We start from the raw sequence: 26986 nt of genomic DNA on the forward strand, positions 1-26986 counted from the left end.
TTATATTTCTCCTAGAAACAATTGGTCTAGTTCTTCAAGTTCTTCAACGCCAATATTTCGATAATACACACCACAATTTTTATGTTGCTCTTCATCTGTCATTCCACGTAAATACAGATAGTAAGCACCGCCAAAATGTGTGTTTACGTCATAATTTTCGAGGCTATAACTTAAGTAACGATGTAGGGCTAAAGCATAAATAAGGTACTGCAAGTCATAGTGATTTTTTTCAATATTGTCTTTCATGGCTTGTTGACTGTAGTCACTAAAGTCATTACCTAAGTGGCTTGACTTATAATCACAGATATAATATTTATTGTTGTGCTCAAAAATCAAATCAATAAAGCCATGCATCATACCTTTTAGCTGTTGATATGCCGGTAAACGTACCGTTGATTGCTGAGATGATTTACTGTGCATATTGCGATGTTTAGACAATATATGGGTTAATTTTTCAGTGCTCGCTGAGCACATTGGGTAATAAAACTCACTTTCTCGTAGCGTTTGTTGTTGTTGTAAATCACCTAAACTAAATGCCTCTGCCCCACGCATAGGTAACGCGTCACTAGAAGACGCCGTGAGAACTGCAACATTGCCTGCTGCATCAAAGTTTAGTGGTGCGTTGATCATTTGTTCAAGCCAAAGTTGCAGATCTTCTGCCTGGTAACCTGGCGTTAATTCACCATACTTTTGTAACGGCCAATGCATGGCTTCTTGCCAGTCAGGCGCATTAAAATTTGTGTGCTCTAAAATATCATGTAATAAATTGCCGGTATGAGCGCCCTTTGCTAAATTAAAACGCAATAAACTACTGGCTTGAAGCGCACTTGACTGCAGTTCAGCACTTGCCACTTTCTCCAGTGAATTGTCGCGATCAGGCGAAGATACACCGCCGTGGCGTAAATTTCGGCTTAATGCTGAAAATGAACTTAGCCACCAATCACGTTCTATTTTGCCGTTAAAATGCGCAACTTCACCACTAATTTGGCTAATTTCAGATAGCGGGGCTTGCTGCGCAATAAGTTCGCTCGCATTTTCAACACTAGAAAGTCGCACTAAACTTATGCTGTTAGGTTCATCATTTACCAACTGTAATAAGTTTTCTTCGATATCTTGTTCTGCTTGCCATTTTAAGGCACTGCCAAGAGGAGAATATTGTGCTTTATCAAAGCTTGCCGTTAATATATAACAGCGCCTTTCTGCACGGGTTACCGCAACATACAATAAACGAATAGCTTCTGCGTATGCTTCATTAGCCATTGACGCCTTAGCATGTTCTGAGCCGTCTAAGCTTAATTTTAACTCTAGATTGTCGTCATGGTATTCAATAAAAGTAACAGCGCTTACACCAAACTTAAGTGGATCTTTATGCCTTGTTGCAAACGGCACAAACACTACGGGATACTCTAAACCTTTTGAACCATGTTGAGTAATAATACGTATTAAATTGTCGTCACTTTCTAAACGTAATTCAGCTTCAATTTCAGGGTCGTCGACGCGGCTTTGTTGTTCAAGCCAATACAATAATTCTTGCGGTTGACGATGTCGTTGACTGGCCGTTTGCAGTATTTCAAATAAATGCAATAAGTTAGTCAAAATACGATCTTGGTTTTCATCTGATATACAGAAATGGTCATGCATTAATTTTAATGCCATCGAAATAAAACCTTTATACAGCCATTCATTACGCAGTTGTTCAAAGTCAAATTTCAAGGCTTGCCAAGCGAGTTCATCAGCTTGTAATTCACGGTATGCTTTAGGATGATAATTGAGTAAATCACAAGCAATTGCGGCACTGAAATAACGTTCATTTTCAACAAACAAGATGCCTTTAAGTAACTGTATTAATTGATGTGTTTGTTCGCTTTTCATCAAGTTAGCGCGATTACTCATAAAGACTGACGCTAAGTTGGCATTTTCTAAGGCTTGCTTAATATCTCTGGCCTCAGCGCCATCACGCACGAGAATAGCAATATCTTTCGAGGTCAATTGCTCACAACTTTCTGTGGCAGGGGTACTCAGTAAACGAATAATTTCGTTAGCACACCACGTGGCCATAACCGGGCGAAAACTTTGCGCGACCGATTTTTTGGCTTCTTCATCAACAAAGTGAATAAACTGTAAGGCGTTGTCTGCACTAGTGTGATGTTTTTTAAGCGCTGGTGGCGAAGCCTTCACGGGAATATAAGGAATGTCGTAACCAAAAACATGACTATTTCCCTCTATAACGTCTACGGCGTCTTTAATGGCTTCACCATAAAACAAGCGGTTATAACCGGTGATCATAGCAGGCGTAGAACGCCAGTTAGTATCCATTAGCCATTGATAATCGCAATCTTTACGCGCTGATAAATAAGCAAAAACATCACCACCACGAAATCCATAAATCGCTTGTTTAGGATCACCAATCATATACAGAGCGGCTTGATTTTGATGATAATAAATAGCTTCAAGTATCGAAAATTGTAAGGGATCGGTATCCTGAAATTCGTCGACTAATGCCACGGGATATTGTTCAAATAACGTTTGCGCCAGTATTTCCGCGTTGCTATTTTTTGCTTGTAAACAATGAGCAAGTGTCGAAATAAGATCGTCAAAACTTAATATATTGGCATTGTTTTTTTGTTCTTCAATACTGATGCGTATTTGATAAATACCTTGGCGGACAATTACGAGTGCTTTCGCTTTTTCAATTTTCTTAGCTAACGATTTTAATTCAGCTTTAACGGTTTTTACTGGTTCAAATACCGCTAACAGTTCAACTTTACCCGCCGAGCGAGCGTAACGTTTACCGTCAATAAAAGCGTCAGGCATTTTTTCATTACCCACGGTAATATCATCAACCAAGCGATGTAACCATTGCACTAACGCATCAAGTTCTTGCTGGCGTTTCTCCCTTTCTGCGCCTTTTTTAACATCGATAAGATACTGAGTCAGTAGCGGTACGTTATTTTCTAAGTTATCAAGCGCTTGCTGAGTTAATTCGGTAAATTGTTGCTCTATCTCATCAACGTTAACAACATCAAGCGTATTTTGTTTGCTAATAGCTTTTGAAAATTGACTGAGAAAACTGAGCGGATTTTGCCAAAACTGCATCACTTGCGTAAACTGCTCGGGGCTATCTTTGGCTAACACTCGATACCAATCTTGGCAAGCTTGTAACACTAAGTCTTGGCAACTGGTTTCCATTTGTGCATTAAAAGCGACACCGCTGGCAAAAGCATGCTGGCTTAATACGCGCTTACAAAACCCATGAATAGTGAATATAGCGGCTTCATCAAGGTATAACAGTGCTTGGCGCAAGCGTATTTTTGCCGATTTTCCATCAATATGTGTACTGATCGACTTAAAGAACTCATCTTCAACAATGAGTGCATCCCACTCGCTTAATGCCTGTCGAATAAAGTTGTCAATACGCCCACGTAATTCTTCAGTCGCATCTTTTGTGAAGGTCATGACCAATATTTGTTCAACAGGTAATTGCTTTTCGAGTAATAATCGTAAATATAAACGGGTGATATTAAAGGTTTTACCGGTGCCCGCACTCGCTTCAATGAGATGTTTTCCTACCAGAGGGATTTCGTGAGCAATCAGATTATTCATCTTCATTTTATTTGCTCCTGAGCTTGCCACATCGGTTGATAAAGTGCAGTAAACGTTGGCTGATGCTCAGAAAACTCAGGACATTGTTGCCAGAAGTAATGCATGTAAGGGTCTTGTCCTAAGGGTTTGATCACACTGAGCATGCTGCTATTGTCTGACCATATTTTTTCAAAGTGGCTTTGTTGAAAGGCTTTCGCTTTAAAGAACTTTTCGACTAATTCGGTGTTAAGCAGTAAAGCTTGCTGCTGCCCTTTGAGATAAGTTTCAACAATAAAAGCTAAATGCGCCTGAGCATTGTCTAATTGGCTAAAGCGGTATTGGGTTGGTTTTTGATTTTTTGTATCAAAGTAAAAACCTTTGGTTATTTTTACCTGCGCGAGCATGCTTTGCTCTTGTGTAAGATCAGCGGTGTTCAATGTCGCTGCATGGTCTTGCCAACATTGAAGAATGAGTTGATGCAAATAAAGACCAAATAAGTCTTTACCTTTTGCGGAAGAGCTTCGATAGAACATCAAACTATCTTCTTGGACAGGAAAATTGGCATCAAGAACGAAGTGGCTATTATTTGCAAGAACCAAGTCGAGCTCGGCATTAATAAAAGTAATTGGCGCGTCAGCTGTCGTTAGCTGACTTTCCGTGCGAATAAATTCACTAAAATTCTCACTGTCATCACGCCAGCGCTCTAAACTGTCATTTGTGCTGGGTAAATCTGGAAAAACGCCACTTACCCCTGCAGCACTCACCGCAGAAGTTATCTCTTGCTCGTTGCTACCCACTAAATAAAGCGCTAAAAGCTGCTGACGTAATAAGTAACTCTGCAAGAAGTTTTCACTAAATGGCTCAGTATCATCAAGCTGCGTCTCTCGACTTTCAAAAAACAACTGTAAATGCCGTTGAGCAAAGGCCTTCGCGGGGTGCTGAAAAAAACGGATCAAGTCATTTATATCAACAACTTTAGTTTCGTTATCTGGTGTTATCTCAACCGGTAAAAGTAAGGTATCGGTTTGTGCTGATTTTTTAGCTGATTTAAGTTTCAGCCAATGAGGGTCGAAGCTTTTCAATTGCCCCAAATAGTTGTGCTCGCTGAAAGCTTGCATGGGTAATTGTTTAATATCTGAAGATCGATCATCACTATCGTTTTTTTCAATGACGCTGTCGCTATTATGCAGCTGCCAACCATAACCCGCTTCAAGGTATTCCATTAATTCTTTGAGAACTATTGACGGCTGTTTTTCATTATTATTACGAATGTTACGCCCTTGATAGCTTAAGTATAATGACTGGCGTGCTGATATTATTGCTTCTAAAAATAAGTATCTGTCGTCGCCACGGCGCGATCTATCACCCAATTCACTTTTGCTACTGGCCATAAGGTCAAAACCTAACGGTTGACGCTGTCGCGGAAATTCGCCGTCGTTCAAACCTAAAATGGCAATGACTTTAAAAGGAATACTGCGCATCGGTAACATGGAGCAAAAAGTAATTTGCCCAACCATAAACTGACGACCGGGATCTGGCTGACTAAAATGATTAGTAAGAAAGTCTCGTACGACACCCAAGCTGATTTTTTGCTGGTAATCAGCGTGTTGGCAATATTCAACCAACGCACCTATGGCTTGATCTATAACGTTAAAAGCGTTTTCATCGGTAACCTCGAACAGACTATTTAACAGGGATAATAAAAATTGTTGCCACTTGCTTGCCGACTTTTCTTGAGCAAGGTGCTGGGAAAAATGCTGTAGTTGCTCGATGATCAGCATTAATTTACCCAATAAAATAGCGTCGTTTCCTTCAACATTAGGCAAATACAGTTGTTCGTCAACAAACATTGGGCTATCAGCAAAAGCAAAGCCGCGCATTAACCGTGATAAACCTTGTTGCCAAGTAAAGGCATTATTCACTTCTTTGCTATGCAAAACCTGTTGTTTATGCTGTTGGTCAACACCCCAGTGCACGCAAGCTTGTTCGAGCCAAGCAGAAATTTTATCAAGCTCTTCAAGGCTGAGCGAAAACTTATTTTGTATTGCGGGTAAACGTAACATGCCGATAATTTGCGACACTTGAAAACGACTATCAGGCAAACTCAGTAATTGCGTAAAAGCGGCCACAATAGGTTCAGAGTCTTTACTAACTCTGTCGGCAATAGAACAAGGTAATGGCGGTATCTTGTCTGCTAGGTCTTGCCAACCTCGTGCGAAAACAGCATTGACATATGGGGCATATTGCTCAACTTGTGGACACATAACCAAGACATCTTTGGGTGTTAAGCTTTTATCGTCATTAAATTGGTGGAGCAGCCAATCGTGTAAGCCTTGTACTTCGCGTAATGCGCTATGAGCACTGGAAAAGACAATCGAGTTATCTTGCTGATTTTTAGGCGCATCTCTTGGATCGGTTAAGGTCAGAATATCTTGTTGAACTTGGTGTAATACCGATAAACTTTCTGCTTCATCACCCTTAACAATGGTATCAAAAACCTCAATATTTACGGTTGAATAGTCGTTAAGCAAGGCCATGAATTCACGTCCTTGTTGACCCAAATTAGCCAACAGCGGATTACCCACATTCACGGTAATATCGTCGTGGCCCTTAACCCATTTTGTTAATACGTTAATCGCTTGCTTTTCTGATTGAATATCACCCCAATAATCAAAACAAGGGTTGAGATGGAAAAAATGCACATCAAGATGTTCGCTTACCGCTTCGATGAAAGACAACCACATCGGTGCCATGGCATTAATCCCAAAAAAGGATAAGCGTGGTGGTAATAAATGTTTTTTCGTGGCTATATTTTCAATGGCTTTATTAACGAGTTCGAGTGGATCATAGCTTTGTTCTTCGGTTAACAATTGCCATAATTTTGCCTGCCATTTCTCTACTTCTACCGCTTGTTTTTGGTGAGAGAAACTTTTACTGGCTTTACCTTGGTGCCAATCATTTATCCATTGCGGTCTAAAAATTAAATATTGCTCATATAAATCGGCTAATTGGCACGCCAGCTGATAACGTTTTAATGTTTGTTTATCACTAAATACGGTTGAGTAATCTTGCTCTTTTGTGACTGGAGACTCATTAATATTATCGCTTATATCAGCGTCTTTGGTGTCGGTAGATGTCCCTAGCCAGTATTGTGTTGCACTGGAAAAATCGGGGTCGTCGATAACAATTTTACTGCCAATAAGGGCATCTATTCGCCATGAAAGTACTTCACGAGAAAACGGTGACTGCTCTGGCACGTTATCGTCGCTAGCCATACTTCTAACAAGCTTCCACAAAAACTGTGAAGGTAACGCGTAACCAATATTCATACTAATACCGCGTTGCTGAGCTAACGACATGTTAAGCCAATGCTGCATACCGGCATTTTGCACAACAATCATTTCTTGGCTGAAGATAGGGAGTGGTGAAACCTGTTGGATTTTATCAAGAAGTGCTAATAAATTTTCCATTTTATTAGCCGGATAAAGATAGAACAATATGAAGACCTTAGAGACAATATTTTCTGGCTAAATTTAAGCATAACAATACAAATAAAGCTATCGAAATCACCGAGTTATTTTTTCTAAAAACATCTTTATTTTATTGAATAACATATAAATGTGCTTGAGAATATTTGCCTAAAAAATAACAATGTAAAAGTTAAGATAAGCCCTAAAGATTGCTTTAGATAAAAGGTAGAAAACTTGACCGATTATAACTATGAAGTAGGCTCGCAATACACCAACCAATCACAGTAAGGTAACTCATAATAGCGACAAACTTAGTCATAACGAAACCCGATTTACTCGGTAAATGCAACGATGCCATAGCCAAACACTCAAATGAAGCCATAAAATAAAGTGTGTAGAAAATAAGCTTCCAACAAGTCCAAGTAGCCTATTAGTGATTAATAAGTGATTAATAAGTGATTAATTTTCCTCGATAGATAAAACTAATTCATCTTTACTTCATTATTATTGACCTTAATCAACAAAGACTAACTACAAGTTGTGACATGCTCATTGTATCGTACCATCTGCGGCAGAGACTTTACTGTAAAAGTAAGGTAGCTGTTCATTATTATCACTTTAATACAGAGCATATTAGGCATTCTAATGGACATAGACTTTGACGAAATCACTTATTTGAAAAATCCAAGTCCTCTTGTACTAAAAGCTGACTATATTCAGTTCTTAATGACACTTACGGGACCTACAGTAATTGATATTACGGGTGATGATGAAGATAAATGTCGTGTTTTTACGACATTGCTTCATGGGGATGAGCCTTCAGGATTAATTGCTATGCACCGTTGGTTAACAGCTCACGACAAACTACCTGTTCCCACCACCCATGTTAGGTTTATTATTTGTTCGGTTGAAGCCGCGACTATGTCGCCAATATTTAGTCGACGCTATCTTGATGGAGGGAAAGATATTAATCGTTGTTTTTCTGATGATGATACTGAAAATTGTGGTTTTTGTCGTCGCGCTTTACTTATTGAGCAAGCCATTAAAGAGGTAACACCTGAAATTGTAGTCGATTTACATAACTGTGCTGGGTCTGGTCCAGCCTTTGCGGTAGCACCAATAATCACCCCTGAAACATTATCAATAACTTCTTATTTTTGCCAAACGATCATTTTATCGGGTTTGCAGTTAGGCACGTTAATGGAACAAAAGTTCGATTGTCCGATGATAACGGTTAAATGTGGTGGTAGTACCGACGAGCAATCTCATCATGTGGCTTATGAAGGTTTAAAGCAATTAACTCTAAATAAAGAGTCGAAAAATTTTCAACAAAACAGATCGGTTGATATTATTTATAAACCCTTACGTTTGGTATTAAAACCAAACACAGGCTTATCTTATGGCGACCATGATGAAGGGTTTACTGGCGTTTGTATAAAATCAAATATTGAACAGCTAAATTATGGAATTTCCCGAGAAGATCAAATGCTGGGCTGGGTTGATGACAAAGGACTTAATAATTTTGAACTCATTAATGAGCATGGCAATAACGTTATAAGTGATTATTTTAGCTGCCAGAAAAATATTTTAAGGTGTGCTGTTGATTTACGTATTTTTATGGCGACAGATAAGAAAGCTATCGCTTTAAATGATTGCCTGTTTTATGTAGTTAAAATGAATGGATAATAAAATTTACTTAATATAAAAGGTTCTTTGCACAAATTGGATGTCCGTTGTGCAAACAAGCGTCATGTTTATTCGGTTGAAGAAGATAATACTTGGAAAATCCCTGCTACTTGGCAACGCTGTAGTTTATTTACGGTGATAACAACACACAATTCACCTTAGTAGAACACCCCTCCAAAATTGAAACAACGGCGGCAATTAATTAAAGGAAAAGCTTTATAATTACGTTAGAATACTTATAACTTTATCTCTGCACAATTATTGAGACCCTGTTTTGGTAGATTTTACGTTACTTGCACTTTTCATCCCGACTATTTTTCTTATTTCTATATCACCGGGTATGTGCATGACACTAGCAATGACTCTAGGCATTTCTGTGGGTTATAAAAAAACGCTTTGGATGATGTGGGGTGAATTACTTGGTGTTGCTCTTGTAGCCATTGCTGCTGTTTTAGGTGTAGCGAAAATAATGCTCAGTTACCCAGAAGTTTTTACATTTTTAAAAATTTTTGGAGCGGGTTACTTAACGTATATAGCTATTAATATGTGGCAAGCCAAAGGTAAACTATCAATTGATAAGAGTGGTAAAACTCAAAATATATCTAAGAAAGGATTATTACAACAAGGTTTTATTACAGCAATATCAAACCCTAAAGGCTGGGCTTTTATGGTGTCTTTGTTACCACCCTTCATAAATAGCCAACAATCATTAGTGCCACAACTTATTATTCTTGTGGCGATAATTCTTATATCAGAGTTTATTTGCATGACATTATATGCAACAGGTGGCAAAACATTGGCGCGATACTTAACAAAAAACAACAAAATATCCCACCTCAATAAAATATCAGCTTGTTTAATGATGATTGTCGCACTTTGGCTTTTATTAGGCTAATAATGTACTAAAAACGAGTAGAATCAAAATCGATAAAAAAAGTTGTTGAACCATTGCTTTTACTAGCGACTTTATTTTCTATAGTTAACCACAACCGCCACGTCATATTATCTTCAGAGCAACTGCCTAACATTGTTTGTGCAATAAAATAAGGGGGGGTATTTTTAGCTTTGTCGGTAAATAACAAGGGTATCTTGCCCATAAACATGGTTTTTCCTTCCATATAGCCAACGATAGTATATGAATTTTCAGGGCGGATGTTATCGTTAAGTAAATGATCTTTTTTAAATTCCACTCGTATATTAAAAGGTCGTTCTGTCAGCACTTTATCGACATTAAACTTAACTAAAAGCGTGCCAAATGTAGTATCAACTTCACAAGTACTTTGTGAAGGAATACATTGAAATGGCCGCTTTGTTTCTTCAATGACACGATTAGGTTCGCAGCCAGCACTACTGAATAAAAAAGAAACGATAAATAGACTTTTATAGATTGATATTTTAATGGGAAATACTCTCTTTAATGCTTTATGTGTATTATTTATACAAAGCCTTGAAATATTATTGATCTACAACAACATTCACTGCATATTTTAATGACTTTTCACTACAAAATTATTACTATATACCGGAGATTTTTTATCGCTAGGTAAAATTTATATTTTCAACTATAACTAGCATTAGCACTTAGTTTTTTTTAGTAATAAAAAATCGTTTTACGTTAATAATTATAACTGCGGAAACCATAACATGTCTCAAAGTAATGCGTCATCAGTAGACTACAATTTTGATGTTGTACGTCAATTTACTGTAATGACAGTAATATGGGGAATCGTGGGTACCCTTGTTGGTGTTCTAATTGCGGCTCAATTAATTTGGCCTGCGTTGAATTTCGAAACACCTTGGTTAACCTACTCCCGTCTTCGTCCACTTCACACTAATGCGGTTATTTTTGCATTTGGTACAAGTGCCTTATTTGCTACTTCCTATTATGTTGTTCAAAGAACCTGTAAAACAACACTATTTGGCGGCAAACTTGCTTCATTTACCTTCTGGGGATGGCAATTAGTTATTGTACTTGCTGCAATCACCCTTCCTATGGGTTATACCTCAAGTAAAGAATATGCTGAATTAGAATGGCCAATTGATATTTTAATTGCCGTTGTATGGATTAGTTATGCCATTGTTTTCTTTGGTACACTTGTTAAACGTAAAACATCGCATATTTATGTTGCTAACTGGTTCTTCGGTGGCTTCATTATTACCGTTGCTGTACTACACATTGGTAATTCAATGGTAATACCGGTTTCTCTGATGAAATCTTATTCCATCTACTCAGGCGCTATCGATGCAATGATGCAATGGTGGTATGGACATAATGCCGTTGGTTTCCTATTGACTGCAGGTTTCTTAGGTATGATGTATTATTTCGTACCAAAACAAGCTGAGCGCCCTGTTTACTCTTATCGTTTGTCTATTGTTCATTTTTGGGCATTAGTATCATTATACATTTGGGCTGGTCCTCACCACTTACATTATACAGCGCTTCCAGATTGGGCTCAGTCTGTAGGTATGGTTATGTCTATCGTGTTATTCCTTCCTTCTTGGGGTGGTATGATAAACGGTATTATGACGCTTTCTGGTGCATGGCATAAACTTCGTCATGACCCTATCTTACGTTTTCTGATTGTTTCTTTGTCTTTCTACGGTATGTCTACCTTTGAGGGACCAATGATGGCGATTAAATCTGTAAATGCGTTATCTCATTATACAGATTGGACTATCGGTCATGTTCATTCTGGCGCTTTAGGTTGGGTAGCAATGGTTTCAATTGGTGCTATGTACCACTTAATTCCAGTACTCTTTAATCAAGGTCGTATGTACAGTATTAAATTAATCAATGTGCATTTCTGGTTACACACAACGGGTATCGTTTTATACATAGTTGCTATGTGGATCTCAGGTGTTATGCAGGGGTTAATGTGGAGAGCTGTTAATACAGACGGTACGTTAACTTACAGTTTTGTTGAGAGTTTAACCGCTTCATATCCATTCTACTTTATCCGTTTCGTTGGTGGAGTATTAGTTGTCGCTGGTTTCTTATTAATGGCTTACAACATGTTCAAAACTATCTATGCTAAAGACGACAGTCTTAAGCCTGTAGCAATAGGTTAGGAGGCCGACTATGAAAAATAAACATGAAAAATTTGAAAAAAGCGTTGGTTTGTTTGCTATTTTCACTGTTCTTGCAATAAGTATCGGTGGTTTAGTAGAAATAACGCCGTTATTTTTTCAAAAAGCAACCACTACGCCTGTTGATAACCTTAGACCTTATACCGCTTTAGAGATGGAAGGTCGTGATATTTATATCCGTGAAGGTTGTAACGTTTGTCACAGTCAAATGATCCGCCCTTTCCGTGCTGAGACAGAGCGTTACGGTCATTACTCTGTTGCTGGTGAAGGCGTTTGGGAGCATCCTTTTTTATGGGGCTCTAAACGTACTGGTCCTGATTTAGCCCGTGTTGGTGGTCGTTATAGTGATGATTGGCATAGAGCTCATTTGCTTGACCCTCGTTCAGTGGTTCCAGAATCAAACATGCCGTCATTTAAATGGTTAGCTGAAAACAAGTTAGACGGTGAATTAACCGAAAGGAAATTAGCAACATTTAATTTCTTAACGCGCAATCGCAGCCATAAAGATGAACAAGGTAATCGTATCCCGTTATATTCTGCAGATGATTTAGCTGGTGCTAAAGCTGCTGTTAAAGATAAAACGGAAATGGAAGCTCTTATTGCTTATTTGCAATCTCTCGGTCATGCGTTGAAATAATGATGATGGATTATGGCACCCTCAGAGGGTTAATAGCTTTATTAATATTGGCACTATTTATTATTATTGTGGTTTGGTCTTATTCTAAAAAGCGTAAAAACGCTTTTGATGAAGCAGCGAACTCTATCTTCGAAGAAGATAAAGAAAAGACTGAACTTAATGACGTGAATAGCAAACAGGAGACTAATAAAAATGTCTAGCTTCTGGAATATATGGGTTTGGGTTCTAACCCTAGGTACTTTAGTGGGTTGTTTTACACTACTACGCTATTGTTTAAAGAACTTTGCAGGTGTTCCTGAAGGTGAGTCAATGGGACACACTTTTGATGGCATCGAAGAATTAAACAACCCATTACCACAATGGTGGAGTACATTCTTCTTGTTAACAATTATCTGGGCTTTTGGTTACCTAGCGCTCTATGGTTTAGGTAATTGGACAGGCTTTATTGGTTGGAAAAGTTCTAACCAAGGGATTTTGAATCTCGCAGAGTCAAAGGCACAAGTAATCGCAGCAAAAGAAAATGGTTATTTAGTGCAATACGATCGAGAAATTGAAGCCGCTGACATAAAGTACGGTCCAATTTTTGATGGCTATGCTGCACGTACCATAGAAGATCTTGCCACTGATGAAGAAGCCTTAAAAGTGGGCCAACGCCTATTTTTACAAAACTGTTCTCAGTGTCATGGCTCAAATGCGAGTGGTACAACGGGCTTCCCTAACCTAACGGATAAAGACTGGTTATACGGTGGTGATCCTGAATCAATTAAACATTCTCTCTTATACGGTCGTAATGCTAATGGCATGATCGCTTGGGGCGCAGCATTAGGCGGTGACCAAGGCGTAAAAGAGGTTACCGCTTATGTACTGAGTTTGAGTGGCCGTGAAGTTGACGTTGAAAGTGCTGCAGCAGGTAAAGAAAAATTTGCATTATGTGCAGCTTGTCATGGTGCTGACGGTAAAGGCAGTTTAGCGATGGGTATTCCATTAGGTGCCCCAAACTTAACCGACAACATTTGGCTATATGGTGGTTCTCAACGAGCTGTTGAGTCGTCAATAAAAAATGGCCGCGCCGGTGTAATGCCAGCATGGAAAGATATTCTAGGCGAGCAAAAGATACATGTTGTTAGTGCCTATGTTTACAGTTTATCTCAAAAATAAACCTTTCAATTAGACCTAAAAATACAGCCTTGTGGTTTAATTACTGCAAGGCTTTTTTTATATCTTTTATCTGACTAAAAGTCGTTAAATCATGGTTTTTTAATAGTTCCCATTGTAAAAAAGTCGTATAATACAATCACTTTTATCAACTGAAATTTTTACATGAAAACATCTTGGTATAAAGAGCCTTGGGCTTGGTTCGTTTTTATTCTCCCTGCTACTGCAGTTGTTGCTGGTATTGCAACTTATATTATCGCTAACACTAACCCTGACCCATTAGTGGTTGGAGATTACTACAAAAAAGGTAAAGCAATTAATTTAGAAGTCTCTAAAGTAAAGCTTGCACAAAAATTAGGGATGCGTTTTGCATTAAAGCTGGTAAATAACGAGTTAGTTATCAAACCTACAGGTATTGAAAAAGTATTTCCTGTTTTAAATCTTAATTTTTATCACCCCACTCTTGCTGATAGAGATTTCTATTTAGCACTCACTGCTGATGGCAATGGTAGTTTTAGACATGTTTTTGATGAACCCGTAAAAGGAAAGTGGCGCCTAACGATTACCCCTTTTGAAAACCACTGGAAAATTCAAAACACGATCACCTTACCTCAAAGTGAGTTTATCGATATTATTCCTAATATCAGAGAAGCGAACTAATATCGTATAGCTTCTTCTAACTTAGGTGCAGGGCAACCTCACCTAAGCTCTAAAAACATCATACAGGTATAAAATACTCCTTATTTTTTTGGCTCTAAATATATGAAAACACTTTGTTATCACTGCGGTGAAATTGTCCCCAATGGCCTAAATTTATCATTGAAAATAGAGCAGACCCAACAGCCAATGTGTTGTATTGGTTGTCAGTGTGTCGCCCAAGCAATTATTGATAACGGTTTAGGTGAGTATTATCGTTTTAGAACAGCACCCGCACAAAAAGGTGAACCGCTTATACCTGAGCAGTTACAACGTAATAAGCTACTTGATGATGACGGCTTACAAAGTGAATTTACTTATAAAACCGATGACTATAATGAAGCTATCCTTACCGTAGATGGCATAAGCTGCGCAGCTTGCGCTTGGCTTATAGAAATGCAACTTATCAAGGTTAAGGGATTAATAAACATAAATGTTAATGCCACAACACAGCGCGCGACAATTCGTTGGGATAATAATAACGTTCAATTGAGTGAGTTGATTAACCGTATTGCCAAAATTGGTTACCAAGCACTCCCATTCAAAGCAAGTACCGCAGAACAACTGAACAAAACTCAAAGTAATAATTACATCAAGCGTTTAGGTATTTCTGGCATTTTGATGATGCAGGTGATGATGATTGCCTTTGGATTATACTTTGGCGCTTTTTCAGGTATGGATGAGTACAACTTAATATACTTACGTTATGCAAGCTTATTTTTAACCATTCCTATTGTTACTTATGGCGCGTTACCCTTTTATAAAGGCGCGATTAATGCGTTAAAAATAAAGCGCTTATCGATGGATGTACCGGTTGCTATCGCTATTTCTCTCGCATTTTCAGCCAGTGCATGGGCGACCATTACTCAGCAAGGTGAAGTGTATTTTGAATCGGTGTCAATGTTCACCTTTTTATTGCTTATTGGTAAGTTTTTAGAATTTAGAGCACGAAGTCGAGCAGCAGAAGTTTCAGCTAACTTGCTTAAGCTAATGCCAATGACAGCAACAAAGCTCATCAATGAAGACGGTATAAAAAAAGAAATACTGGTTCCTGCTAAAAAACTTTGCCCTCTTGATATTGTTTTGATAAAGCCTGGAGAAGTTGTCCCTGCCGATGGCACCATTATTTCTGGTAGTAGCCAGCTTAATGAAGCGATGTTATCAGGTGAACAATTACCCTTAAATAAAGCGGTGGGCGATATAGTCTTTGCCGGTACTATAAATGGTGACGGTAATATTAACGTTGAAGTAAAACAGCCTAGTGAACATTCTTTTTTAAGCCAACTCATACGGTTAAGTGAATCATCTCAAGCACATAAACCCAAATTAGCTAAATTATCAGATAAAATAGCACAATATTTTGTTGCTCTTATTTTACTGACCGCTATAGGTACCGCTTTATACTGGCATCAACATTTACCTGAGGAAGCCTTTTGGATCACGTTGTCTGTTCTTGTTGCTACCTGCCCCTGCGCTTTGTCTCTTGCCACACCCACTGCGTTAACTTGTGCGACCACACGCTTAAACCGCGAAGGCATCATGATAAAATCAGCACATGTTATGGAGACCTTACCTAAGATAACCACCATTGCCTTTGATAAAACCGGTACCTTAACCTCGGGTGATTTTTCTATTAATCGAACTCAACTATTTAATAGTGAGCATTATAAATATAGTAAACAGCAAGTTTTATCTATAGCAGCAGCACTTGAGTCTTATTCAGAACACCCCTTAGCCAAACCGTTTAAATCATTTCGTGATTATTCATACACCACTGAACAGGTAGAGATTAAATCAGGTTTTGGCATTCAGGGTAAAGTGAATGGTAAATACTATCGGATAGGTAAACCACAATGGTTACTGAGTGAAACAAACAAATTAACTGAATTTGAAACCGCTTCATGTTTATTATTAGAAGATAATAAATTAGTGGCGGCATTTTATTTAACGGATGAGATCCGTGAAGATGCTAAAAAACTCTTAGGTAATTTGAAGAAAAAAAATATATATACCATTATGCTATCAGGTGATCACGCAGTGGGATGTAACAAAGTTCAAGCGTTACTTCATTTAGATGAAGTACACAGTACTTTGACGGCGACAGATAAAATGGCGATTATTAAGCGACAACCCAATGGTTCAACCGTTGCGATGGTTGGAGACGGCGTAAATGACACCCCCGTATTTGGCGCAGCTCATATTTCTATTGCGATGGGTAGTGGTACTGATATAGCCAAAAGCGGTGCAGACGTTATTTTATTGAATAATCGTTTAAAGTCAGTAACAACGCTGACACGTGTCGCGAGTAAAACACGCCGTATTATTTGGCAAAATTATTTATGGGCATTTGGTTATAATGCTATCGTATTACCACTTGCCGTTGCAGGTTTCATTACTCCATACATGGCTGTAATAGGCATGTCGGCGAGTTCAATATTAGTGATCACCAATTCATTACGTTTACTCAAAAAATAATCGTGACACAAAAATAGAGAATAAAGACAATGAGCATTATTTATATTTTGATCCCTATTGCGATAATACTAACGGCCTTAGGCATATATCTATTTTTTTGGGCAGTAAAAACTGAACAATTTGATGATTTAGAAAAACAAGGCATGAGTATTTTATTTGATGATAACAAAAATAAAAGCGCTGAGCGTTCAACTGAAACTAACAGTATAGAAAAAAAAGACAATGATACGGGTATTAAGTAACTAATATGCTAAGTATTGATTATTTATCTGCTTTTATTATTGGCTTATTAGGTTCGGGCCATTGCATTGGCATGTGTGGCGGCATAACCACTATGCTAACATCAGCAATATCTCCTCAACATAAGGTAAGTGATCAATTTAAACTGGTCAGTGCTTATAATTTTGGCCGTATTTTTTCTTATACCTTAATTGGTGGTATCGTTGGTTTTAGTAGTTCGATTGCTGCAAAAAATATTGGTGTGCCCTTAGGTTTTCTTCGACTGTTCGCCGCAGTATTTTTAATATTACTAGGCTTATACTTGGGTCAATGGCTAATGTGGCTATCAAAAGTTGAAAAAATAGGTAAAGTGCTTTGGCGCTTTTTATCACCATTAAGTAAGAGGTTTATCCCTGTAAAAAATACTAAACAAGCTTTAGCATTAGGCGCTATCTGGGGATGGCTACCTTGTGGTTTAGTTTATTCAACCTTAACTTGGTCATTAGCGAGTGGAAGTACTCTAAGTGGCGCCTTGATAATGACATGTTTTGGTTTAGGTACCTTGCCGGCATTGTTGAGTATTTCATTAGGTTCTTTTGGAATAAAGTCTTTGTTAACTAACATGAAATTTAAAAAAACAATGGCCTTTATGATAATTATGTATGGAATATACAGTTTAATGATTGCATATCAGCAGTTGTTTTAATATGATCGAAATTATTAAAGATAAATAAATCATTTAGGTTAATATGTATAAAAAGCCATGTTCTACATCTCAGCACATTCATTGTCAAAATTGTAGTATCAGTGAGCTATGTTTACCGTTTTCTTTAAATGAGAAAGAACTTGATACGCTAGACAGTATTATCGACCGTAAACGCCCTATTCATAAAGGTGAACAAATATTTCAAGACGGCGATAAAATGCAAGCGTTGTACGCTATTCGCTCTGGAACATTTAAAACATTCACGGTAAATGAACAAGGGGAAGAACAAATTACCGGTTTTCATTTAGCTGGCGATTTATTAGGTTTTGATGCTATTGCAGAATCAGAACACCCTAGCTTTGCAAAAGCGCTAGAAACATCAATGGTCTGTGAAATACCCTACAACACACTCGATACATTATCGAATACTATGCCGAAGTTAAAAAAACAAATTCTGCGTATGATGAGTTCGGAAATACGCTCAGATCAAGAAATGTTAACCTTACTTAATCGTAAAAATGCTGAACAGCGCTTGGCGACATTTATCTCAACACTAGCGAGTCGTTATCATGCGCGAGGGATGTCAGCGACAGACTTTCGCTTAACCATGACGCGAAGCGATATTGGTAATTATATTGGCCTAACGGTAGAAACGATTAGCCGATTATTAAATCGTTTTCAAAAAAATGAATTGATTGGCGTCGAAGGTAAGCTTATTACTATTTTAGATATGGATAAACTTAACGAGTGTGCTTCACTTTAGTTTCTATAGAAATTTACATAAAATGCTTAACATTGATCATGTTAAGCATTTTTTTTATTGAAATATTATGATGTAACGCAAATAACATGTACCAAATATAGTCTATTGTTAATATTATTAGTATTTAATGCGTTAGGAGTAAATGTATGGAAAAGTATAAAAAAATATTAGCCGTTATTGACCCCACCACTGAAAATCAAAAAGCGTTAAAGCGTGCTATTGAATTAGCTCGCTATAGTGGGGGAGAAATCACCGCATTTTTAACCATTTATGATTTATCTTATGAAATGACGACGATGCTTTCTGGCGAAGAACGTGAAGCAATGCGCCAGTCTGTTATTAATGATAGTCAACAATGGTTAGCAGAAAAAATTTCTGAAATTAATCACGATAATATTAACATAGACATTTGTATTATTTGGCATAACCGTCCATTTGAGAAAATAATCAAAAAAGTGCTTGCTGAAAATTTTAATATTGTTATCAAAGGCACACATCAACACGATAAGCTAAAATCTGTTATTTTTACGCCAACAGACTGGCATATTCTCAGAAAATGCCCTTGTCCTGTATTACTTGTTAAAGATCATAGCTGGCCAAGCAATGGTAATTTGCTTACCGCACTTAACATGGGCAGTGACGATGAAGAGCACAAAGCACTTAATAAAAAATTAACTCAAGAATCGATTGCTTTCTCATCACTCATTAAGGCTAATATCCACTTAGTTAATTCTTACCCAGGTACGCCTGTAAATATTGCCATTGAAATCCCAGAGTTTAATGCCTGCGAATATAACGAGACCATGTTTAACCACCATAGAAGTGCAATGGAAAGTCATGCAAATAGTTACAACATACCCATTGAAAACACGCACGTGAAAGAGGGTTTACCTGAAGATGTTATTCAAAGTATTTCTAACGAAATCGATGCAGAATTAGTTGTTTTAGGAACCATTGGCCGTACAGGAATTTCAGCAGCATTGATCGGCAATACCGCAGAGCACGTAATTGACCGTCTAAACTGTGATGTATTAGCCATTAAACCTGATGGCTACATTTCGCCTCTAGCATAAGGTCTATTAGCGTCAGGTTTAGATCTTTAAATATAAATTAAAAAGCCAAGAGTTTTCTTGGCTTTTTGCTATACTACGCGCCGTAAAAATCGATATTTTTTCATTATAAATAGCACTAGGAAACACTATGAGCGCTCAATCAGCGACACCAATAACAACTTTAACAGCCAGCCAAAAAATACAGCTGAGTAAACTTGAAAAACGCTTAAGACGCCATGTTGGTCAAGCTATTGCACAATACAATATGATAGAAGATGGCGATAAAATAATGGTTTGTGTCTCTGGGGGCAAAGACAGTTATGCCCTACTCGCTATTTTAATGTTATTGAAAGAATCTGCGCCCATTCATTTTGATATCGTGGCAGTTAACCTTGATCAAAAACAACCTGGTTTTCCTGAGCATATTTTGCCCGCATATCTAGAATCGTTGGGGGTTGAATACAAAATAGCGCAAGAAGATACCTATTCAATTGTTAAAGACAAAATCCCTGAAGGTAAAACCACTTGTAGTTTATGTTCTCGTTTACGCAGAGCCATTTTATATAAAGTCGCGGCAGAAATAGGCGCCACTAAAATTGCATTAGGCCACCATCGTGATGATATGGTTGAAACGTTAATGCTGAATATGTTCTATGGCGGAAAATTAAAATCGATGCCAGCAAAATTGGTCTCAGACAATGGCGAACATGTCGTGATCCGCCCTTTAGCTTTTTGTAAAGAAGCCGAGTTAATACAATACGCTCAACTCAAAGCCTTCCCTATTATTCCTTGTAACTTATGTGGCTCTCAGCCTAATTTACAGCGTCAAAATATCAAGAAGATGCTACAAGACTGGAATGTGAATCACCCAGGACGAATTGAATCAATGTTTACAGCAATTCGCAACGTTGTTCCCTCACATTTATGCGATAGCGAATTATTTGATTTTAAAGCTATTAATGCTCAATCAGGGGTTATCAATGGCGGTGATATCGCTTTTGATGATGAACTTATCGTTGCTCCTCAATTAACCGATAACATTAATATTGAGCATAATTCAAAAAATAATCTATCATTTAATAACGCATTGAATATTATCGAAATAAAATAATAATACCTGGCTAAAAATATGCTTGAAAAACTTTTCAAATTAACGGAACACGGCACGAATGTAAAACAAGAAATCATTGCGGGTTTGACGACTTTTTTAACCATGGCTTACATTATTTTTGTTAACCCTGCGATGTTGGCAAATACAGGGATGGACCACGGGGCAATATTTGTTGCAACATGTCTTGCTGCTGCTATTGGCTGTTTTGTGATGGGCTTGTTAGCTAATTACCCTATCGCATTAGCGCCTGGTATGGGATTGAATGCTTTTTTCACCTATACCGTAGTGCTAGAAATGGGCTATAGCTGGCAAATCGCTTTAGGTGGTGTATTCATCTCTGGTTGTTTTTTTGTATTACTTAGCCTGTTTAATATTCGCGAATGGATCATCAACTCAATTCCACATTCATTACGTTTTGGCATTGCTGCGGGTATCGGATTGTTTCTTGCTTTTATTGCCTTAAAGAATGCAGGTATTGTGGTGGACAGCCCCGCGACACTATTAACATTAGGTGATATAACGTCTTTTCAAGCGGTGTTTGCCGCCATTGGATTATTTCTTATTGTTGGTTTGGTCAATCGAGGTATCAATGGTGCTGTCATGATATCGATACTCGTTATAACGGCATTGGGCATACTCATTGGTGATGTCAGCTATCAAGGTATTATATCTATGCCCCCCTCTGTACTGCCCACTTTTATGCAGCTTGATATTATTGGTGCATTAGAAGTGAGTATGATAAGTGTTATATTTGCTTTTTTGTTTGTGGATTTATTCGATACCTCAGGTACTTTAATTGCTGTGGCACAACGTGGCAACCTCCTCGATGAAAATGGTAGTTTACCTCGTTTGGGCAAAGCACTGTTAGCAGACTCAACAGCAACCATTGCAGGTGCAGTACTCGGCTCTTCAACCACAACGAGCTATGTAGAAAGTACCGCAGGTGTTAGTGCCGGTGGTAGAACAGGCTTAACCGCAGTAACGGTAGGGGTTTTATTTTTATTGTCACTTTTGTTTTCTCCTCTTGCCGCGATGGTACCGCCTTATGCAACTGCTGGCCCATTATTTTACGTTGCAGTGCTAATGCTTGCAGGACTTGTTAATGTTGATTGGGATGATTTATCAGAAGCGGTTCCTGTTGCGGTTATATGTATAACCATGCCTTTAACCTTCTCTATTGCTAATGGTATTGCTTTTGGTTTTATCAGCTATGTTGCTGTACGTTTATTTAGTGGACATTTTCATAAAATTAATATGAGTTTAATCATACTGGCGAGTTTATTTTTAGTTAAATTTATTTTCTTTGCGTAATTTATAGGGTCAATTATTATGAATAATTTGTTGCTGACATATTCAAAAAAGTTAGCTGTTATGAGTATATTGTCGTCACTAGCATTTTTATCTTCAGCCCAAACGTTATGGAGTGAAAACAGCATTAGCTATTTGAAAAATACCAGTGATTTTGAACTACTTGGTAATGATAATGTTAATGTCATCACTTTTGAGCATATATCAGGTCATAACTGGGGTGATACCTTCTTCTTTGTTGATAGAACTACAGCGAGTAGTGATGCAAACAATGGTAAATTCGACTCAACCTATGGTGAATTGTCACCGCGATTAAGTATGAGTTATTTAACCAATAAAGAATTAACCTTCGGACCTATTAAAGATTTATATATAGCGAGTACTTGGGAGCATAACACCAGTAATGATAATGGAGTGGGTTTTGCTTTCAATAGTTACTTACTTGGCCTAGGCGCGGCTTGGGATATAAGTGGCTTTGCCTTTGTAAATACAAACTTGTACCATGCTAGCAATGATAATACGGATAATGATATTCAGCTCACGCTCTCTTGGGGGTATCCGTTTAGTGTCGGTGAACAAGATTTTATGTTGGATGGTTTTATTGATTGGTCGTCAGCGGTTGATGACCACAGTGCAGAGTTTCACTTCAACCCGCAGTTGAAATGGGATTTAAGCCATAACTTCTCAAAGAGAAAAGTTATGGAGGTTGGTATCGAATATTCCTACTGGCATAATAAATATGGCATTAACGGATTAGATAATCAAAGCGTTGTCAGCCTATTAGTTAAGCTTCATTTATAAAAAGGCTAAAATCAATAAATTTTAGTGGTAAGTTTATCGCTAAGTACCACTAAATAGTTTTTATCTTTGCTCGTATGTTGTCAAAGTAGGTTTTATTATGACGGATCATTTCAGTAATTTCTAACACGTAGTCAGTGCCACGAATTGAATAACGCATTAAACCAGTCGCTAATATTTGCGGAGACAACGGCTGCTTTTGTGCGCGCAACTGTCCGCGGATAGTGCGAAAAACACCATAAGCATGGTTGGTATTAATATTATGTAAGTAACGTTGCACACCATGTTCGACACTATTAAATGCGGCCACTTCATGTTTAGCACCGGTATCTCTGCCACTTGGCACCATGCCACAACCTTTCTTATAGCACCACATGCCAAAAAAATTCAAACCTATCCGAGCAAATCGAGATGTTCCCCAAGCAGATTCATTCGCGGCTTGTACTAACGCTAACTCGATAGGCACTACATCGATACGTAACCGTAACTCATTAAGCTGTTGTAATGGCGAATATTTCTCACTCACTTTATACTTTTTTATTAACCGGTCAAGTAATGCTTGTTGCTCGTCTAAAAGATTTTCTTCAAGAAAAAGCACTTCAATCATAGTCAAAACTTCAAGCCTTAAGGCAAGCAAATTTCTATTCTCTTTTACAATAGCTGGATAAATATATTGAAAAAATTGACGTTTTTTAGCTTTTACATCACGAATAGAGGCAAAGTTAGGTATGTTTACATCATGAAGGGGTTGCTCAACAACTTTTTCTTTGACCACAACCACGGGTACAACTTTATTAACAACCAATGGCGGAGGGTTAAGTGTCGGTTTGAGAAATGTAAAAGGTGCAACAAGTCCAATAACTAATGCACTTATTAATAACATTTTTAAAATAGTTTGAATTTTCATAGTGTCCTTTTTACTGACAATCATATTGATGTCTGTAGAGATTTAAGCTGAAAATGTGTCACTTGTTTGGTTCGCTGGTACATCAATTGCTTGCAGCTGCATACCAAAAATCTCACGGTATAAAATACCTTTAACATTATAAAATAGTGGTGCTAGAAAAGTTAATGCGATTAAGAAAAACATAACACCAATCACTGAAAATTGAGTGTTAGCAATAATCACTAACGGCAATATTGATAAAAACAAAGCTAAAAACAAAAATGTATAAATGGCGAGTAACTTAAACCATTGAAAGCGTGTAACTTGTAAACTCAAAACAATCGCTTTTATTGGAGATAGTTTCTTCTCTACCACTAAAGGTAAGGTGAGTGATAAAGCAACAGCTAAATAAATACCGGGTAAGTAAAACAAACTCATTCCTAAGGTTACTAATACTGACGTTAGCAACGCACAAACAGCGACCCAACTTCCTCTTTTTAAGAAAGCAAAGATCAATTTACTATTGGTCTTTAAGCCGACGGCATGGAAAACCCCCATCATTTCCACCCCTACTAAAAAGGGATAGATGATCATAGTGACCACGATATTTAATAATGTCGTCGACTGCGGGTCTTGAATAACCTGTTCAATTCCTCCCATCGCATTACTGATCAAAAGTGACACAATAACACCTAACACAAGGGTGAAAAACAAACCTAAATTAATAGCAATACGAGATTGAAGTGTTAACTGCCAAGCTTCTTTTAAGACTGAAGAAACATCGATGGTATATTCACCCTTTAGTGATTTTTCTATACTACCACCCATTTGTACTACTTTTTTTTCATCCACAAAAATGACTACCTTTCTTTAAATTTTTAACATTATAGCAAGTTGGTTTCATATTGGAAAACAGCATAAATTATCTACAAGAAATAATGAGACTATGAGTGAGATTTAGCAATGCGCTGTAAAATAGTTTGAAAGTAATGAGTGCCCTTTTTTTCAGCCAAAACAATATTATTATCAGGTATATTCTCTGGATTTTTATAAACAGACAACACTTTTTCCATGCTCGCTTCTCGAATTAAATGAATGGTTGGTAATGGTGAACGATTAGTATAATTAGAAGCTGCATTGAACGGTTGACCTTCAAAATAATAATCAGGATGGAAACTAGCGAGTTGAAAGACCCCCTCATAGCCTAATGCTATTAATAGATCATTAGCATGGTCGAGTAAATCTAAATAGTTTTCAAAGCTTTTAAAACCTTCATTAAAGATCAATAATGTTGTTTCTACATTAGGTTCGTGCACCAACTTTTCAAATTGCTTGGTTAACTCTTCTAACGCTAAGGTTATTTTTTTAGCCTCACAAAGTTGATAATGAATAGTGTTATTCACAAACTCTTTTTTCGCAAAAGGGCAAAAATTTAAACCAATAATAATTTCTTCTAACCACTGCTGTGTTTGTAAAACATCAGCAGTGCTCATTTGTTTATTAATCATTTTTAACTCACAAATTTTGATTAAGCGTTGTTTTGCTGTAATTGCCACATATTAGCATAATGACCTTGCTTGCTTAGCAGCGTTTGATGATCACCTTGTTCAATTATTTCCCCTTTGTGCAGAACAATAATGTTGTCTGCATCTACAATCGTAGATAATCGGTGCGCAATCACTAGACTGGTGTGATCTTTAGCAACGTCTTTAATTGCTTTTAAAATAGCTTGTTCAGAATGACTATCAAGCGACGAAGTTGCTTCATCAAACACTAAAATAGCTGGATTTTTCAAGATAGTTCGAGCGATAGCAACCCGTTGTTTTTCGCCTCCTGAAAGTTTTAAACCACGCTCGCCGACAACGGTATCAAAGCCGTTGGGTAATGAACTAATAAATTCACTGAGGTGTGACAACCTCGCAGCTTCCTCTACTTCCGCGCTGCTCGCATTCACATTCCCATATTTAACATTTTCAAATAAACTTTCATTAAACAACACGGTATCTTGTGGCACAATCCCGATATTTTTTCTGAGTGAATGCTGAGTTATATCAATTACAGCTTCACCGTCTATTTCAATTCGTCCTTGTTGACAGTCGTAAAAACGGAAAAGTAGTTTAACCAAGGTTGATTTTCCAGAGCCACTTTCTCCAACGACAGCCACTTTTTGACCGGCTTTAACCTCAAATGAAACATTCTTTAAAATAGGTCTTGTCTCATCATAAAAAAAGCTAACATTATCAAATTTAATCGCACCATTAATTAACGTTAATTCTTTCGCGTTTTTACCATCAACAACTTTAGGTACTTTTTGTAATAACGTAAACATTTGTTCAATATTTGCTAAAGAGCCTTTTATTTCTCGATAGACAAAACCTAAAAAGTTCAACGGTATAAACAATTGCATCATAAAAGCGTTAACCAGGACAAAGTCCCCTAAAGTCATTTGTTGATGGGTCACTTGGTAAGCGGCTAATGCTAACATTGCCGTCATCGCTAACGACACAATAATGGCCTGACCACCATTTAATGCAAACAACGATAAACGGTTTTGCATCTTGGCTTTTTCCCAGTCGGCTAATTGAATATCGTAGGCGTTTGATTCATAAGATTCGTTGGTAAAATATTTGACCGTTTCATAATTTAACAAACTGTCTATTGCACGTGTGTTGCTCGATGAATCAGCTTTATTTGCCGCTCGAATATACCTAGTTCGCCATTCAGTTGCATAAATAGAATAAGCGATGTAACACGTAATAGAGAGACCTGTGATCAACGCAAACCAAATACCATAATTGACCCATAATATAGTAATAACCATCACTATTTCGAGTAAGGTTGGCACAATATTAAAGACCATAAAGCGCATTAAGAAGTTAACCCCAGACGTGCCACGGTCAATATCTCGCGAGAGTCCACCTGTCTGACGGTTCAAATGAAAGTCTAGGTCAAGTTGATGTAAATGTTCAAAAACTTTCAAACCTATACGGCGGATCGCTCGTTCAGTAACACGACCAAATAAGGTGTCGCGTATTTCTGCAAGTAACACAATAGTTAAACGCACTAAACCATAAGCGGCGACTAAAGCAAAAGGCACAATGAAAATATTGTTTTCTTGTTGAGCATCAAGTCCGTCAACAATATCTTTTAAGATAAAAGGGAGATAAACACTCGCGAGTTTAGTTAACACCAAACAAAACAACGCAAAACCTATACGCACTTTAAATTCAAGTAGGTAGGGAATAAGTGACTTTAGCACTCGCCAATTAATGGTGGTATTTTCAGGTGACGGGTACGAAGATCTGCGCATTAAGGGATATTACTCTGGTAGGAATTAGGCAAACTTTAACGGCTT

Annotated in this window: 22 protein-coding genes; 15 read left to right on the forward strand and 7 right to left on the reverse strand. The window is 37.6% G+C overall.

The window, feature by feature from the left end:
• The gene (gene recB, locus H4J39_RS08070; protein ID WP_182227225.1) at window positions 1-3609 is read right to left on the reverse strand and encodes an exodeoxyribonuclease V subunit beta; all 3609 of its coding nucleotides are present in this window, start codon (window positions 3607-3609) and stop codon (window positions 1-3) included.
• Complete coding sequence (gene recC / locus H4J39_RS08075) at window positions 3606-7079, reverse strand: exodeoxyribonuclease V subunit gamma (RefSeq protein ID WP_259368790.1); 3474 nt, start codon at window positions 7077-7079, stop codon at window positions 3606-3608. Before recC ends, recB begins: the two co-directional genes overlap by 4 nt.
• Window positions 7080-7697: 618 nt before the next feature.
• Here recC and H4J39_RS08080 point away from each other — a divergent pair.
• Both H4J39_RS08080 and H4J39_RS08085 read left to right on the forward strand, forming a co-directional pair.
• Entirely contained in the window at window positions 7698-8738 is a 1041-nt protein-coding gene (locus H4J39_RS08080; protein WP_182227229.1) for a succinylglutamate desuccinylase/aspartoacylase family protein, read from the forward strand.
• Window positions 8739-9012: 274 nt separating this feature from the next.
• On the forward strand, window positions 9013-9633 hold the full coding sequence (locus tag H4J39_RS08085) for a LysE family translocator (protein WP_182227231.1): 621 nt from the start codon (window positions 9013-9015) through the stop codon (window positions 9631-9633).
• A 7-nt stretch (window positions 9634-9640) separates the two neighbouring features.
• Here H4J39_RS08085 and H4J39_RS08090 read toward each other — a convergent pair whose 3' ends face one another.
• Window positions 9641-9928 carry a hypothetical protein gene (locus H4J39_RS08090; protein WP_182227233.1) on the reverse strand — a complete coding sequence of 96 codons (288 nt, stop codon included), beginning with the start codon at window positions 9926-9928 and terminating at the stop codon, window positions 9641-9643.
• Window positions 9929-10382: 454 nt separating this feature from the next.
• Between H4J39_RS08090 and ccoN the strand changes: the two genes are divergently transcribed.
• The 13 genes from ccoN to H4J39_RS08155 all read left to right on the forward strand — a co-directional run bounded on the left by ccoN (window position 10383) and on the right by H4J39_RS08155 (window position 22748).
• Window positions 10383-11807: a cytochrome-c oxidase, cbb3-type subunit I gene (ccoN, locus tag H4J39_RS08095; RefSeq protein WP_182227235.1), complete on the forward strand. Its 1425-nt coding sequence runs from the start codon at window positions 10383-10385 to the stop codon at window positions 11805-11807.
• Window positions 11808-11817: 10 nt separating this feature from the next.
• On the forward strand, window positions 11818-12462 hold the full coding sequence (gene ccoO, locus H4J39_RS08100) for a cytochrome-c oxidase, cbb3-type subunit II (RefSeq protein ID WP_182227237.1): 645 nt from the start codon (window positions 11818-11820) through the stop codon (window positions 12460-12462).
• Complete coding sequence (locus tag H4J39_RS08105; protein ID WP_404842688.1) at window positions 12462-12662, forward strand: cbb3-type cytochrome oxidase subunit 3; 201 nt, start codon at window positions 12462-12464, stop codon at window positions 12660-12662. The genes ccoO and H4J39_RS08105 overlap by 1 nt, the downstream gene beginning before the upstream one ends.
• Window positions 12655-13620 carry a cytochrome-c oxidase, cbb3-type subunit III gene (ccoP, locus tag H4J39_RS08110; RefSeq protein ID WP_182227239.1) on the forward strand — a complete coding sequence of 322 codons (966 nt, stop codon included), beginning with the start codon at window positions 12655-12657 and terminating at the stop codon, window positions 13618-13620. The genes H4J39_RS08105 and ccoP overlap by 8 nt, the downstream gene beginning before the upstream one ends.
• Before the next feature lie 162 nt (window positions 13621-13782).
• Window positions 13783-14277, forward strand: coding sequence for a FixH family protein (locus H4J39_RS08115; protein ID WP_182227241.1), 495 nt, complete (start codon window positions 13783-13785; stop codon window positions 14275-14277).
• A gap of 102 nt (window positions 14278-14379) precedes the next feature.
• Window positions 14380-16788, forward strand: a complete 2409-nt coding sequence (locus H4J39_RS08120; protein ID WP_182227243.1) for a heavy metal translocating P-type ATPase — start codon at window positions 14380-14382, stop codon at window positions 16786-16788.
• Window positions 16789-16817: 29 nt separating this feature from the next.
• Window positions 16818-17030 carry a cbb3-type cytochrome oxidase assembly protein CcoS gene (gene ccoS / locus H4J39_RS08125; RefSeq protein ID WP_182227245.1) on the forward strand — a complete coding sequence of 71 codons (213 nt, stop codon included), beginning with the start codon at window positions 16818-16820 and terminating at the stop codon, window positions 17028-17030.
• A 5-nt stretch (window positions 17031-17035) separates the two neighbouring features.
• Window positions 17036-17713, forward strand: a complete 678-nt coding sequence (locus H4J39_RS08130) for a sulfite exporter TauE/SafE family protein (RefSeq protein ID WP_182227247.1) — start codon at window positions 17036-17038, stop codon at window positions 17711-17713.
• Between the two features lie 43 nt (window positions 17714-17756).
• Complete coding sequence (fnr, locus tag H4J39_RS08135) at window positions 17757-18476, forward strand: fumarate/nitrate reduction transcriptional regulator Fnr (protein WP_182227249.1); 720 nt, start codon at window positions 17757-17759, stop codon at window positions 18474-18476.
• A 146-nt stretch (window positions 18477-18622) separates the two neighbouring features.
• Window positions 18623-19549, forward strand: coding sequence for a universal stress protein UspE (gene uspE, locus H4J39_RS08140; protein WP_182227251.1), 927 nt, complete (start codon window positions 18623-18625; stop codon window positions 19547-19549).
• A gap of 127 nt (window positions 19550-19676) precedes the next feature.
• Complete coding sequence (gene ttcA / locus H4J39_RS08145) at window positions 19677-20639, forward strand: tRNA 2-thiocytidine(32) synthetase TtcA (RefSeq protein ID WP_182227253.1); 963 nt, start codon at window positions 19677-19679, stop codon at window positions 20637-20639.
• Between the two features lie 18 nt (window positions 20640-20657).
• On the forward strand, window positions 20658-21950 hold the full coding sequence (locus H4J39_RS08150; protein ID WP_182227255.1) for an NCS2 family permease: 1293 nt from the start codon (window positions 20658-20660) through the stop codon (window positions 21948-21950).
• Between the two features lie 60 nt (window positions 21951-22010).
• On the forward strand, window positions 22011-22748 hold the full coding sequence (locus H4J39_RS08155; protein ID WP_182227257.1) for an outer membrane protein OmpK: 738 nt from the start codon (window positions 22011-22013) through the stop codon (window positions 22746-22748).
• Between the two features lie 49 nt (window positions 22749-22797).
• Here the strand turns inward: H4J39_RS08155 and H4J39_RS08160 are convergent, their stop codons facing one another.
• From H4J39_RS08160 to H4J39_RS08175, 4 genes are all read right to left on the reverse strand, one after another.
• On the reverse strand, window positions 22798-23652 hold the full coding sequence (locus tag H4J39_RS08160; RefSeq protein ID WP_182227258.1) for a glucosaminidase domain-containing protein: 855 nt from the start codon (window positions 23650-23652) through the stop codon (window positions 22798-22800).
• A gap of 42 nt (window positions 23653-23694) precedes the next feature.
• Window positions 23695-24483: a hypothetical protein gene (locus H4J39_RS08165; RefSeq protein ID WP_182227259.1), complete on the reverse strand. Its 789-nt coding sequence runs from the start codon at window positions 24481-24483 to the stop codon at window positions 23695-23697.
• Between the two features lie 92 nt (window positions 24484-24575).
• On the reverse strand, window positions 24576-25139 hold the full coding sequence (locus tag H4J39_RS08170; RefSeq protein WP_182227260.1) for a DUF1415 domain-containing protein: 564 nt from the start codon (window positions 25137-25139) through the stop codon (window positions 24576-24578).
• 20 nt (window positions 25140-25159) lie between these two features.
• Window positions 25160-26941, reverse strand: a complete 1782-nt coding sequence (locus H4J39_RS08175; protein WP_182227261.1) for an ABC transporter ATP-binding protein/permease — start codon at window positions 26939-26941, stop codon at window positions 25160-25162.
• Window positions 26942-26986 lie beyond the last annotated feature (45 nt).

Origin of the sequence: Colwellia sp. Bg11-12 (genome assembly GCF_014076955.1) — a bacterium.
In the GTDB taxonomy this organism is placed as follows: Bacteria; Pseudomonadota; Gammaproteobacteria; order Enterobacterales; family Alteromonadaceae; genus Colwellia_A.